Raw genomic sequence first — 13,175 nt, 5'->3', positions numbered from 1 at the left:
ATCAAGCGTTCACTAAATGCAGGCAAATATCCGGGCCTACATGACGTATCTCATTGAATTTAAAATGGGGGGCTTGCTCAAGTTTCTCAAGCCCCGGCAGTACACATAATCCGCGCGCATCGCTGCCTAACAGTTTAGGCGCAATATAAACGATAAGCTCGTCCACCAGCCCGGCCTCCAGCAGCGCGCCGGCAAGGGTGGAGCCTGCTTCCACCCAAATCGAATTAATTTGCTGTTTGCCCAGCAGCATCATCAGTACCACCAGATCGAGGCGACCATTATGCTCCGGCACCAGCAGCGTGCGTACGTTCTCCGGCCACTGGCGTTCATCTTCACGGGTACGGGCAAATAGCGTTTCACCCGCCTGCTCCACGATACGATGCTGCGGCGTGACGCGATTCCGACTATCGATAACGATGCGTAAAGGCTGACGCAGGTTTTCCTGCGGGTACAGCGCCTGGGTGTCGGCGTTGAGCCCGTCCCAGCGTACGGTTAACGCCGGGTCATCCGCTAGCACCGTCGCGCTGCTGGTCAGGATGGCGTGGCTTTGCGCGCGCAGGCGCTGCACATCGCGCCGCGCCTGCGGCGAGGTGATCCACTGGCTCTCCCCGCTGGCCATCGCCGTACGCCCATCCAGCGATGCGCCCATTTTTAACTGGATCCAGGGAAAGCCGGTGCGCATCCGCTTAAGAAAGCCTTTATTCAGCGCTTCGGCTTCGTTCATCATCAGCCCATGGCTGACGTCGACCCCTTCCTGCTGCAAACGGTACAAACCGCGCCCCGCGACCTGCGGGTTCGGGTCCTGCATCGCCGCGACCACGCGGCTCACCCCCGCGGCAATCAGCGCTTCGCAGCACGGCGGCGTGCGACCGTGATGGCTACAGGGTTCCAGCGTGACGTACGCCGTCGCGCCTTGCGCTTTTTCGCCCGCCATGCGCAGCGCGTGCACTTCCGCGTGCGGTTCACCGGCGCGATAGTGAAAACCTTCGCCGACGATCTCGCCATCTTTAACGATCACGCAGCCGACATTCGGATTGGGGTGAGTGGTGAAGCGTCCGCGCGCCGCCAGCTTCAGCGCTCGCGCCATGTACAATTCGTCCTGCATGGGCTCAGTCCTGTAAGCGGGCGATCTCTTCGCCAAACTCTTTGATATCTTCGAAGCTGCGGTAAACGGAAGCAAAGCGGATGTAGGCGACTTTATCGAGCTTTTTCAGCTGCTCCATCACCAGGTTGCCGATCATTTTGCTCGGCACTTCGCGCTCGCCGGTCCCACGCAGATGGGTTTTTATGTGGTTAAGCGCCATCTCGACGTCGTCCGAGCTAACCGGACGCTTCTCCAGCGCTTTCAGCATTCCGCTGCGCAGTTTGTCCTCATTAAAAGGCTCGCGCACGTCGTTGCTTTTTACGACCCGCGGCATCACCAGTTCCGCCACTTCAAACGTCGTAAAACGTTCATTACAAACCAGACACTGACGACGACGACGCACGGAAGAGCCCTCGCCCACCAGACGAGAGTCGATAACTTTGGTATCTACGGCGAAACAGAAAGGGCAATGCATAGCGCGTCCTGACATGTAGTTAAACTAACGGGTAGTTTACCGCGAAGTGACCCGACAACAAAGAAAGAGCTTTTGAGACAAAGGATCTATAGTGCGATTATCCGAACGATCTACCATTAAGCATCCTCTGTTAACGGAATCCCAACTATGACAAGACGTTATTTAAAACTGGCCATTGTGGGTAGCATTTTCACCCTCAGCGCCTGCGCGCAGCAAAGCGAAATCCGCCAGATGAACCAGAGCGTGAGCACGCTGAGCAAAGAGATGACCCAGCTCAATCAGCAGACGGTCAAAATCACCCAGCAAAACGTGCTGAATGCAAAATCGAGCAGCGGGGTTTACCTGCTGCCGGCGGCGAAAACGCCGGCCCGCCTGAAAAGCCAGATCGGTACCCTGCGCATGTCTCTGCTCAATATCACTGCGGATGGCGACGGTACCCGCCTGACGCTGCGCATCCAGGGTGAATCAAACGATCCGCTGCCGGCCTTTAGCGCGACGGTGGCCTCGGGGCAAATCAGCGGCACCACCGAGAGCTATCAGGAAGTTAACGTCCAAAATCAGCTAATTAGCGCCCCGGCAAGCGTTCTGGCGCCGAGCGACGTCGATATTCCGCTGCGCCTGAATGGCGTAACGCCCGAGCAGGTTGGCTTTGTCCGCATCCACGATATCCAGCCCGCAAACCTGCCGTAACTCCCCTCAGCCGGGTGTCGCGGACATCCGGCTTCCCCCCTCGCGCCAATCCACTTACAGATTTTCCATTCAGTTCACTAAAAATTGACAGGATTTATGAATTTCGGTGGCATTCCGTCAAGAAATGCATAAAATCGTGAACGCAATCGATTACGTTAATGTTCGTTATGTGAAACAACACATATTTTTGTGAGCAATGATTCCTATAATAGACGCCACAGAAATACGAAATATTTAGAAACGCTTCGGCGCTTCTTTTAACGCCTTCAGGCTTAATTTAAACAGTGGCATCATTATGAAAAAAACATTACTGGCAGCCGGCGCAGCTCTGGCGCTGTCCGCATCTTTCTCTGCCAGCGCGGCAGAAAACGACAAACCGCAATATCTGTCTGATTGGTGGCACCAGAGTGTGAACGTGGTGGGTAGCTACCACACTCGTTTTGGGCCGCAGATCCGTAACGATACTTATCTGGAATATGAAGCGTTCGCCAAGAAAGACTGGTTTGATTTCTATGGCTATATGGATGCGCCGGTCTTCTTCGGCGGTAACACCAACGCGAAAGGTATCTGGAACCACGGTTCGCCGCTGTTTATGGAAATTGAGCCGCGCTTCTCTATCGACAAACTGACCGGTACCGACCTCAGCTTCGGCCCGTTCAAAGAGTGGTATTTCGCCAACAACTACATCTACGACATGGGCCGCAACAAGTCCGGTCGTCAGAGCACCTGGTATATGGGTCTGGGTACCGATATCGATACCGGGCTGCCAATGAGCCTGTCGCTGAACGTCTATGCGAAATACCAGTGGCAAAACTATGGCGCGTCTAACGAGAACGAGTGGGACGGCTACCGCTTCAAAGTAAAATACTTTGTGCCGCTGACCGACCTGTGGGGCGGTTCACTGAGCTATATCGGCTTCACCAACTTTGACTGGGGCTCCGATCTGGGCGATGACAACTCTTATGATTTGAACGGTAAGCATTCACGCACCAGCAACTCCATTGCTTCCAGCCATATCCTGGCGCTGAACTACGATCACTGGCACTACTCCGTCGTGGCGCGTTATTTCCACAACGGCGGCCAGTGGGCTGACGATGCGAAGCTGAACTTCGGCGACGGCGACTTTAACGTTCGCGCGACCGGCTGGGGTGGTTACTTCGTGGTCGGTTACAACTTCTAATCGGCATCGATTTTCCCCGGCGAACAGCCGGGGAAAGTAAAAAAGCTAACGCTCCTCGCATCTCACCTTACGTAAAAAATCACTCAATGAGCGATCGGCTCGTTCGCTAAAATGACGCCCGGTGGCGGATATTTCCAGGCAGCGGTCGAGGCGAAAACAGCGATAATCTTCCCGCAGCTCGCACCAGGTCACCAGCAGCCAGCGCTCGCCCCAGAAAAAAAGCCCCAGCGGCAGCACTTCACGCTGCGACACCTTCCCCGCTTCATCGCGATAGTGCAGCGCCAGCGCCTGCTGGGCGGAGACTGCCCGATGCACTAAATCAAACTGATCTTTGCTATAGCCCTGAGCGCCAAAGTCGGGAGCAAACAGCCGCGACTGCTCCGCCTTGCGCCGGCTCTCGGCAGGCAAAATAGCCAGCACTTTTTCCTGCGCCGATTCCAGCGCCAGGGATAGCGACGCGCCGCCCCAGGTTTGCAGGAGCCGAATAGCGGCCACCAGCGCTTCCGATTCCTGGGTTGTCAGCATCAGCGGCGGTAGGTCATAGCCCGCCAGCAGCCGGTAGCCGCTTCCGGCCTCCCCCTCAACCGGGACGCCGGAGAGCGAAAGGTCGCGAATATCGCGGTAAATCGTGCGCTCCGATACGCCGAGCCGCTCGGCCAGCAGTCCGGCGGTAGTTAATCGCCTTCCGCGCAGGATCTGAACGATTTGAAAAAGGCGGTCGGCGCGTCGGCTCATTTCGGTTATCTCATTTGTCAGGGCCTGTCCCAGTATGCGTCATTGGCGGAGTCAGTCTGGACCCGGATAGCGCACAGCAACCGGAGCGTACACGTAGTACGTGAGGATTGCGAGCGCTGCCCGGGTTCAAATGGCAAGCAAAATAGCATTAATGGGTCAGGTTCTTAGGTTGATGCAGACCAATCCGGTTACCCTCGCTATCGATAAACAGGGCAATCGTGCCGATATCGTCCGTCAGCTCAAGCGGGCCAAAAACGCAGCTTCCGCCCGCCGAGTTCACGCGTTCGAGCGCGGCCGCCAGATTGTCAGTATGCAGATAGATAATACATCCCTGATCGGAAGGCTTAACCCCGTCGAGCTTTGCCAGCGCGCCGCCGGGAGCCGGGTCCTCATACGGGAAAACGGCCATCTCGATGCAATCCATTTTTTCCCGACGCAGCGTCACCTGCATCACCAGCTCGTAAAACGCCACGGCACGATCCATCTCCACAACCGGGATCTCAAACCAGTTAATGACATTGTTCATACATCCTCCTGTCCATTGTTTGGGTTCAGGAGGAGTGTATGACAGGCCTACTGACAGCATTGTGTCAGTAGGGTGCGCACACCAGCGCGCGCTCGGGACTCAGCAGCCACGGGCGCAGATACCCCACGGTACTGGAAAACGGCAGCACCTCTTCAGGAAGCACAATGCCAAGCTGCTCGCCGATGTACAAGCGTCGGGCGACGATACGCTGCCAGAGCTGAGGGTAGCGCTGCGCCAGCGCCTGGCGCAGAGGGCCATCGGCAAGCGCCACGGTATCTTCAATGCTTGCGCCGCCGTAGCCGGAGCGGGAAGGAATGATGTCGATCTGCAGTATCATCCCGCTTTGCAGGCAGGCGGCGGAATGGGGGCCGATGGGCGAGCAGAGCCACTCCTCATCCGCGACCAGATGCCCGGGATTGAGGTGCCAGTGATATTCCGCCTTCGGCAACACCTGTTCTATCAGCGCATACATATCGCCACCGCGCATGCCGATGCGCAGATTTTCCAGCCAGTTAACCACCGCCTTAAAATAGGGCTTCGCCACCACCTCAAGATAATCGGCGACTTCCGGCGCCAGCTCGCGCTCATCGGCCACCACGTAAGCGGCGCGGCTGCTCAGGCCGCCTTTAAAGCTGGTGGTCAGCGAGAATTTATCTCCGCGCTGAATGACCTTATCGCCCGGATAAAGCCCTGCATTGGCAAAGCGATCGCCGGTGGCGGCAATCATCACCACGCTATTAGGCTGCCCTTCCGCCGCCAGCAGCGCGCCGATTTGCTTTTCCGTTTTACCCGGCGCAATGGCGTTAAGCGCGGTCAAAATCGCGGTGGAAGCCAGATTAGCGCCGTACTCATAGTGCGCCAGCTCATTGGCATTATTAGTGATTCGCGCCCCCTCTGCCGGGTCGATAAAAATACCGGTGGCATTGCTTAATTTCGCCTGCGGCCCGGCGGCCTGGCGAAGAGCGTCAACGATAAATGCCGGCAGATCGAACATCTGCGAGCGGTTATCCGCCGCGCCGGTAAAGAGCTTCCAGCCCGCCAGGCCGATACTTTTTTCCGCCGCAACGCCGGCCTCCTGGAGCAGCTGAGCCAGGGTTTTGCGGGTATCCATCGGCTGATTAGGCAGTGAAAACCACGGAGCGTGAATAACCCGATTTTCCAGCCGGGCATAGCCTGCGAGTTTGAGATTCTCGTTGCCCAGCACCAGCGCCGCCTCGCCGTCCCGATGCAGCACCAGCAGCGCCTCTTCGAAGCGGGGAATAAAGCCGGTGAGATACTCAAAATTGCCGCCATGCTCTTTATCGGCATAGACGATAAGCGTGTCTAAGCCGCGCTGAAGCATATTCGCCAGCACTTTGGCCTTGCGCAACCGCAGCGTCTCGTCGTCAAGGGTGACGGAGGGCACATCACGCCAGAGTGGGGGGTGAGGAACGGTGGAAAGCGTTACGACAGCCATCGGCATTTCTCCATGTCATTGAGTGCTAATACCGGAGAGTAACCAAAATCCGAACGGCTGTAATAAAAAAATCCCGGCCTTGCGACCGGGATTCGTTTATCAACACGCCATTGCCTTACGGCAGAATTGACGGCTGATCCGCCCCTTCTTTCTCGACTTTCTGCTGCAGCATGTGCTCGCGCTTCATGCCCAGCTTCAGCGCCAGCGCGGACGCGACGTAGATAGAAGAAGCCGTACCGATGGAGACGCCGATCAGCATAGTCAGCGAGAAGCCAGCCAGAATCGGACCGCCGAAGAGATACAGCATCAGGATAACCATCAAGGTTGTCCCGGAGGTGATCAAGGTACGGTGCAGCGTCTGCGTCAACGACACGTTAAAGATTTCGTACGGCGTACCGCGGCGAATCTTACGGAAGTTTTCACGAATACGGTCAGATACCACGATACTGTCGTTCAGCGAGTAGCCGATAACCGACATCAACGAGGCCACGATGGTCAGGTCAATCTCGATATGCAGTAACGACAGCACGCCCATGGTGATCACCACGTCGTGCGCCAGCGCGATAACCACCCCAGCCGCCAGGCGCCACTCAAAGCGGAAACCGACGTAGATCAGGATACATACCAGCGCGGCGATCAGCGCCAGCGCACCGGTTTGCGCAAGATCGGCGCCGACGCTCGGCCCGACAAACTCAATACGCTTGACCGTGGCGTTCTGGCTGGTCGATTCGTTAATGACGCTAACGACTTTACTGCCCAGCTCCTGGCTGCCGTTGGCGTCATGCACCGGCGGCATACGCACCATGATGTCGCGGCTGCTGCCGAAGTTTTGCAGCTGCGGCTCTTCAAAGCCCGCCTTCTGCAGCGACTGGCGCACCTGGTCCATATCGACAGGTTTTTCGAGGGTAATCTCAATCACCGTACCGCCGGTGAAATCCAGACCCCAGTTAAACCCGCGCACGCCAATAATAATAATGGACAGAATCAGCAAAAAACCTGAAATGCCGAAGGCCCAGTAGTCCCAGCGCATAAAGTCCCAGACTTTACGGCCGTGGTTCAATTGTTCAACAGTATATTCCTGTGCCACAACGCACTCCTCAGATAGACAGCTTTTTAACGCGCTTGCCGCCGTACAGCAGGTTCACGATGGCACGGGTGCCGACGATAGCGGTAAACATTGAGGTCGCAATACCAATACCGGTGGTAATCGCAAACCCTTTAATGGCACCGGTACCGACCGCGTACAGGATAATGACTTTGATAAGCGTCGTAATGTTGGCATCAAAGATGGAGCTGAACGCGCCGCGATAACCTTCGTCAATCGCCTGCTGCACGGAACGCCCGTTGCTCAGCTCTTCTTTAATACGTTCGTTAATCAGAACGTTCGCATCGACCGCCACCGCAAGGGTTAAGACGATCCCCGCAATCCCCGGCATAGTCAGCGTCGCCCCCGGAATCAGGGACATAATGCCGACGATCAGCACCAGGTTCGCCACCAGCGCCGAGGTCGCAATCAGGCCGAACTTCTTGTAGAAGAAGATCATAAACAGAATTGAGACCACCAGTCCGGCCAGACACGCTTCCAGGCCCTGCTTAATGTTCTGCATCCCGAGGGTTGGACCGATAGTCCGTTCTTCAACAATCTGAATCGGCGCAATCAGCGCGCCTGCGCGCAGCAGCAGAGAGAGCTGACGCGCTTCGGTTGCGTTGCTGATACCGGTAATGCGGAAGCTGTTACCCAGACGAGACTGAATATTGGCGATGTTAATCACCTCTTCCTCTTTCGCCAGAATCGCACGACCGTTGGCATCTTTCTTACCGCTGTCTTTGTACTCCACGAACAGGGTCGCCATCGGTTTGCCGATGTTGTCCTTGGTGAAGTTAGACATGATGTTGCCGCCAGCGCTATCAAGGGAGATGTTAACCTGCGCCTGGTTGTACTCATCCATGCTCGACGTCGAGTCGGTGATGTGATCGCCGGTGAGGATAACGCGCTTGTACAGCACAACCGGCTGGCCTTCGCGGGTAAATTTCACTTCAGAGTCGCCCGGTACGCGGCCGGAAGCGGCTGCTGAGCTATCAACGTTGGTGTTAACCAGACGGAACTCCAGCGTCGCGGTCGCGCCGAGAATCTCTTTCGCACGTGCGGTATCCTGAATACCCGGCAGTTCAACCACAATACGGTCGGCGCCCTGGCGCTGAACCAGAGGTTCGGCAACGCCCAGCTGGTTTACACGGTTACGCAGGATAGTAATGTTCTGCTGAACGGCATATTCGCGGGCTTCTTTCAGACGGTCGTCGGTCATCACGGCTTTCAGGCCAGTGCTGCCCTGAGTGGAGATAACCAGATCGCGGTGGCGAGGGCTAAGGTAGGAGATAGCCTGGTCGCGCGCGGCGCTATCGCGGAAGGCGATGCTCAGACCGTAGTTGTCTTCTTTACGCACGGTGGTGTAAGGAATGCCTTTATCACGCAGTTCGCTGCGCAGGCTGTCGATATTTTGTTCCTGCAGTTTGCCCAGCGCGGTGTCCATGTCGACTTCCATCAGGAAGTGCACGCCGCCGCGCAGGTCAAGACCCAGCTTCATCGGCTCGGCGTAAAGGGCCGCCAGCCAGCGCGGGGTTGCCGGAGCAAGGTTAAGCGCCACGACGTATTTGTCACCCAGCACGCCCATCAGCGCTTCGCGCGCGCGCAGCTGGATATCGGTGGTGTCGAAGCGCGCAAGAATTGCGCCCTCTTCCAGTGCCACAGACTTCGCGGTAATTTTTTCTTCTTGTAGTGTTTTCTGGACCTGGATCAGCGTTTGCTCACTGGCGGCGACGCCGCGCGCGCCAGTGATTTGAACGGCCGGATCCTCACCATACAGGTTGGGAAGCGCATACACTAAGCCGACGACAATAACGACGACCAGCATGACGTACTTCCACAAAGGATAACGGTTTAACACGGCAGTTCCCTTAGGGAAAATGGGTAATTACAGCGCCTTCATGGTGCCTTTCGGCAGAACGGCAGCTACGAAGTCACGTTTGATAACCACTTCAGTGGTATCGTTCAGCGCGATAGCGATATATCCGCTTTCCGCAACTTTAGTGACGCGCCCTACCAGGCCGCCGTTGGTCAGAACTTCATCGCCTTTGGCAATGGAGCTCATCAGGTTTTTATGTTCCTTGGTGCGTTTCTGCTGTGGACGCAGGATCATGAAGTAAAAAATCAGACCAAACACCACCAGCATCAGGATCAGAGACATCGGGCTGCCCTGCGCCGCGCCACCGGTTGCTGCTACCGCATCAGAAATAAAAAAGCTCATTGAAATTCCCTCATTATTAAAATTAGTCAACGTTCAAAGGTGGAACGGTTCGACCCTGACGTTGGTAAAAATCGGTCACGAAGCTCTCTAATTTACCCTCTTCGATAGCCTTGCGTAAACCAGCCATTAAGCGCTGATAGTAACGCAGGTTATGAATGGTATTGAGGCGCGCGCCCAATATTTCGTTGCAACGGTCCAGATGATGCAAGTAAGCGCGTGAATAGTTGCGACAGGTGTAGCAATCACATTCTGCATCCAGCGGCGAAGTATCGCTCTTGTGCTTCGCGTTGCGGATTTTCACCACGCCGTCGGTGACGAACAGGTGGCCGTTGCGCGCATTGCGCGTCGGCATGACGCAGTCGAACATATCGATCCCGCGGCGCACCCCTTCGACCAGATCTTCCGGCTTACCGACGCCCATCAGATATCGCGGCTTGTCGGCCGGGATCTGCGGGCAGACGTGCTCCAGAATACGATGCATATCTTCTTTCGGCTCGCCGACAGCCAAACCGCCGACAGCGTAGCCATCAAAGCCAATCTCTACCAGACCTTTAACAGAGATATCACGTAAATCTTCGTAAACGCTGCCCTGAATAATGCCAAACAGCGCATTTTTATTGCCCAGACCGTCAAAACGGTCGCGGCTGCGCTTCGCCCAGCGCAGGGACATTTCCATCGAGCGCTTAGCGTAATCCCAGTCCGCCGGGTATGGCGTGCATTCGTCGAAGATCATCACGATATCGGAACCGAGATCGTACTGAATCTCCATCGATTTTTCCGGATCGAGAAAAATCGGATCGCCGTTGATCGGGTTGCGGAAGTGCACGCCCTGCTCGGTGATCTTGCGAATATCGCCGAGGCTGAAGACCTGGAAGCCGCCGGAGTCGGTGAGGATCGGCCCTTTCCACTGCATAAAGTCGTGCAGGTCGCCGTGCAGCTTCATGATCTCCTGGCCCGGACGCAGCCACAGGTGGAAGGTGTTGCCGAGAATGATTTGCGCGCCGGTCGCTTCAACTTCCTCCGGCGTCATTCCTTTTACGGTACCGTAGGTGCCGACCGGCATAAACGCTGGCGTTTCAACGACGCCGCGCTCAAACACAAGACGGCCGCGACGCGCGCGACCATCGGTGGTATCTAACTCAAATTTCATTATCACTCCTGCGTCAGAAAAACAGTCTGACGTTAAACACGCGCATCGCGGACTTATTCCCCGACACGTTCAAAAATAGCCTGCGGATTGTACGTGATAAACATCGCGTCCCCGTAGCTAAAAAAGCGATATTTTTGTTCTACCGCAGCCTTATAGGCGTTCATGGTGTGCTGATAGCCGGCAAACGCGGAAACCAGCATAATCAGCGTGGATTCAGGCAGATGGAAGTTGGTCACCAGCGCATCAATGACTTTGTACTGATAGCCTGGATAGATAAAAATCTGCGTATCGCCGAAGAAAGGCTCAATCAGGTCATTTTTCGCCGCCTGCGCCGCGCTTTCCAGCGAACGCACCGAGGTCGTACCGACCGCAATCACCCGACTACCGCGCGCTTTTGCCGCCAGCACCGCATCGACCACCTCCTGCGGCACTTCCGCATATTCAGAGTGCATAATGTGGTCTTCAATGCTGTCTACGCGCACCGGCTGGAAGGTCCCCGCTCCGACGTGCAGCGTAACAAACGCCATCTCAACGCCTTTTTCGCGCAGCTTCGCCAGCAGCGGCTCGTCAAAGTGCAGGCCAGCGGTGGGCGCAGCCACGGCGCCCGGTTTTTCGCTATACACGGTCTGGTACAGCTCGCGGTCGGCCTCTTCGTCCGGACGCTCAATGTACGGCGGCAGCGGCATATGGCCGATAGCGTTGAGAATCTCCAGTACGCTGCGCGCGTCGTCGAACGCCACTTCAAACAGCGCGTCGTGGCGTGCCACCATGGTCGCTTTAATGCTTTCATCGTCGCCAAGCAGCAGCTCAGCGCCGGGTTTCGGCGCTTTAGAGGCGCGAATATGTGCCAGAATACGTTTATCATCCAGCATGCGCTCGACCAGCACCTCAATCTTGCCGCCGCTGGCTTTACGGCCAAACAGGCGGGCCGGGATCACGCGGGTATTATTAAAAACCAGCAGATCGCCAGGGTTGAGCTTGTCGAGTAAATCGGTGAAAGTACCGTGCGTCAGCGCGCCCGTCGGCCCGTCTAATGACAGCAAGCGGCAGCTGCTGCGCTCGGGCATGGGATAGTGGGCAATCAGGGATTCGGGTAATTCAAAGGAAAAATCGGCAACGCGCATGACGGTAACTCAGACTTAATAAAGAGGCGGGTAGTCTAGTGCCGGGAGGTTCTCCCTGCAACCGTTACCACCTCAGGACAAAGATTAAACGATGAATTTTCTTGCACACCTGCACCTTGCTCATCTCGCCGACAGTTCGCTGCCCGGTAATTTGCTGGCCGATTTCGTTCGCGGCGACCCCGCCGGCGACTGGCCGGCTGACGTTGTGGAGGGCATCTTTATGCACCGCCGGATCGATGTCCTGACGGATAACTTGCCCGAAGTCGCCGAAGCCAAAGGGTGGTTTCGCCCCGAAACGCGCCGGGTCGCGCCCATTACCCTGGACGTGATGTGGGACCATTTCTTGTCACGCCACTGGGCGCAGCTGTCGCCCGAACTGCCGCTGCCGGAGTTTGTCCGCTATGCCCACACCCAGGTCACATTTATTTTGCCCGCTTCTCCGCCGCGTTTTGTCAATCTCAACGAATACCTGTGGTCAGAGCGCTGGCTCGAACGCTACCGGGACATGGAGTTTATTCAGCGCGTGCTGAACGGGATGGCCAGCCGCCGCCCGCGGCTGGATGCCCTGCGCGACTCCTGGCAGGATCTGGATACCCACTACGATCGGCTACAGGAGCAGTTCTGGCGCTTCTACCCGCAGATGATGGCGCAGGCGAAAAAACGCGAACTGTAAAAGATTGCGCTTTTTTCAGAAAACGCTATTCTGAAAAGCGCTTTTAAATAACGATTGATAGACAAAACCTATCTCATCGATTGTCAGCGTCACGTTGAGTTCCTCCGCGCCGCTCCCTATACTTGCCCGCGTTGCGTTCCAATTAACCTTAGTATTAACAGGAGAATCATATGGTTCTGGTTACTCGTCAGGCTCCGGACTTCACCGCGGCAGCTGTTTTAGGTAACGGCGAAATCGTTGAGAAATTCAACTTCAAACAGCACACCAGCGGTAAAGCCACCGTTCTGTTCTTCTGGCCGATGGACTTCACCTTCGTTTGCCCATCTGAACTGATCGCTTTTGACAAGCGCTACGAAGAATTCCAGAAACGCGGCGTAGAAGTGGTTGGCGTTTCTTTTGACTCCGAGTTCGTCCACAACGCATGGCGTAACACCCCGGTAGACCAGGGCGGCATCGGCCCGGTTAAATACGCGATGGTTGCTGACATCAAACGCGAAATTCAGAAAGCGTACGGTATTGAGCACCCGGACGAAGGCGTTGCCCTGCGCGGTTCCTTCCTGATCGACGCCAACGGCGTTGTTCGCCACCAGGTGGTTAACGATCTGCCGCTGGGCCGTAACATCGACGAAATGCTGCGTATGGTTGACGCGCTGCAGTTCCACGAAGAGCACGGCGAAGTTTGCCCGGCGCAGTGGGAAAAAGGAAAAGAAGGGATGGCCGCTTCTCCGGAAGGCGTGGCTAAATACCTGACCGAGAACGTTTCCAGCCTGTAATCGG

Annotated in this window: 14 protein-coding genes; 4 read left to right on the top strand and 10 right to left on the bottom strand. The window is 56.2% G+C overall.

From position 1 onward, the window contains the following. Position 1: 1 nt before the first annotated feature. Both ribD and nrdR read right to left on the bottom strand, forming a co-directional pair. Positions 2-1,105 carry a bifunctional diaminohydroxyphosphoribosylaminopyrimidine deaminase/5-amino-6-(5-phosphoribosylamino)uracil reductase RibD gene (gene ribD, locus BWI76_RS06350; protein ID WP_004133931.1) on the bottom strand — a complete coding sequence of 368 codons (1,104 nt, stop codon included), beginning with the start codon at positions 1,103-1,105 and terminating at the stop codon, positions 2-4. 4 nt (positions 1,106-1,109) lie between these two features. Continuing rightward, positions 1,110-1,559, bottom strand: a complete 450-nt coding sequence (gene nrdR / locus BWI76_RS06345) for a transcriptional regulator NrdR (RefSeq protein WP_004099449.1) — start codon at positions 1,557-1,559, stop codon at positions 1,110-1,112. A 147-nt stretch (positions 1,560-1,706) separates the two neighbouring features. Here nrdR and BWI76_RS06340 point away from each other — a divergent pair, with 147 nt between their 5' ends. Together BWI76_RS06340 and BWI76_RS06335 are read left to right on the top strand one after the other, a co-directional pair. Then, a complete protein-coding gene (locus BWI76_RS06340; RefSeq protein WP_024359060.1) occupies positions 1,707-2,249 on the top strand; it encodes a DUF3251 domain-containing protein in 543 nt (180 codons plus the stop codon). 295 nt (positions 2,250-2,544) lie between these two features. Further along, positions 2,545-3,429 (top strand): nucleoside-specific channel-forming protein Tsx, encoded by an 885-nt coding sequence (locus tag BWI76_RS06335; RefSeq protein WP_004133935.1) that lies wholly within the window; start codon positions 2,545-2,547, stop codon positions 3,427-3,429. Between the two features lie 45 nt (positions 3,430-3,474). Here BWI76_RS06335 and BWI76_RS06330 read toward each other — a convergent pair whose 3' ends face one another. The 8 genes from BWI76_RS06330 to queA all read right to left on the bottom strand — a co-directional run bounded on the left by BWI76_RS06330 (position 3,475) and on the right by queA (position 11,725). Continuing rightward, on the bottom strand, positions 3,475-4,164 hold the full coding sequence (locus BWI76_RS06330; RefSeq protein ID WP_004129678.1) for a helix-turn-helix transcriptional regulator: 690 nt from the start codon (positions 4,162-4,164) through the stop codon (positions 3,475-3,477). Between the two features lie 148 nt (positions 4,165-4,312). Next, positions 4,313-4,690, bottom strand: coding sequence for a VOC family protein (locus tag BWI76_RS06325; protein ID WP_004133949.1), 378 nt, complete (start codon positions 4,688-4,690; stop codon positions 4,313-4,315). A 64-nt stretch (positions 4,691-4,754) separates the two neighbouring features. Next, positions 4,755-6,146 carry a M24 family metallopeptidase gene (locus tag BWI76_RS06320; protein ID WP_024359061.1) on the bottom strand — a complete coding sequence of 464 codons (1,392 nt, stop codon included), beginning with the start codon at positions 6,144-6,146 and terminating at the stop codon, positions 4,755-4,757. A 115-nt stretch (positions 6,147-6,261) separates the two neighbouring features. Further along, on the bottom strand, positions 6,262-7,233 hold the full coding sequence (gene secF / locus BWI76_RS06315) for a protein translocase subunit SecF (RefSeq protein WP_004133953.1): 972 nt from the start codon (positions 7,231-7,233) through the stop codon (positions 6,262-6,264). A gap of 10 nt (positions 7,234-7,243) precedes the next feature. Next, positions 7,244-9,091 (bottom strand): protein translocase subunit SecD, encoded by a 1,848-nt coding sequence (secD, locus tag BWI76_RS06310; protein ID WP_004133955.1) that lies wholly within the window; start codon positions 9,089-9,091, stop codon positions 7,244-7,246. A gap of 27 nt (positions 9,092-9,118) precedes the next feature. Beyond that, positions 9,119-9,451: a preprotein translocase subunit YajC gene (yajC, locus tag BWI76_RS06305; RefSeq protein WP_004133958.1), complete on the bottom strand. Its 333-nt coding sequence runs from the start codon at positions 9,449-9,451 to the stop codon at positions 9,119-9,121. Between the two features lie 22 nt (positions 9,452-9,473). Further along, entirely contained in the window at positions 9,474-10,601 is a 1,128-nt protein-coding gene (tgt, locus tag BWI76_RS06300; protein ID WP_004129667.1) for a tRNA guanosine(34) transglycosylase Tgt, read from the bottom strand. A gap of 53 nt (positions 10,602-10,654) precedes the next feature. Then, entirely contained in the window at positions 10,655-11,725 is a 1,071-nt protein-coding gene (gene queA / locus BWI76_RS06295) for a tRNA preQ1(34) S-adenosylmethionine ribosyltransferase-isomerase QueA (protein ID WP_024359064.1), read from the bottom strand. Positions 11,726-11,816: 91 nt separating this feature from the next. Between queA and acpH the strand changes: the two genes are divergently transcribed. After that, positions 11,817-12,398 carry an ACP phosphodiesterase gene (gene acpH / locus BWI76_RS06290; protein WP_049088787.1) on the top strand — a complete coding sequence of 194 codons (582 nt, stop codon included), beginning with the start codon at positions 11,817-11,819 and terminating at the stop codon, positions 12,396-12,398. 170 nt (positions 12,399-12,568) lie between these two features. Then, a complete protein-coding gene (locus BWI76_RS06285) occupies positions 12,569-13,171 on the top strand; it encodes a peroxiredoxin (RefSeq protein WP_004099418.1) in 603 nt (200 codons plus the stop codon). Positions 13,172-13,175 lie beyond the last annotated feature (4 nt).

Source organism: Klebsiella sp. M5al (assembly GCF_002090195.1).
GTDB classification, from domain to species: domain Bacteria; phylum Pseudomonadota; class Gammaproteobacteria; order Enterobacterales; family Enterobacteriaceae; genus Klebsiella; species Klebsiella grimontii.
This window is presented reverse-complemented; position numbering and strand designations above follow the sequence as displayed.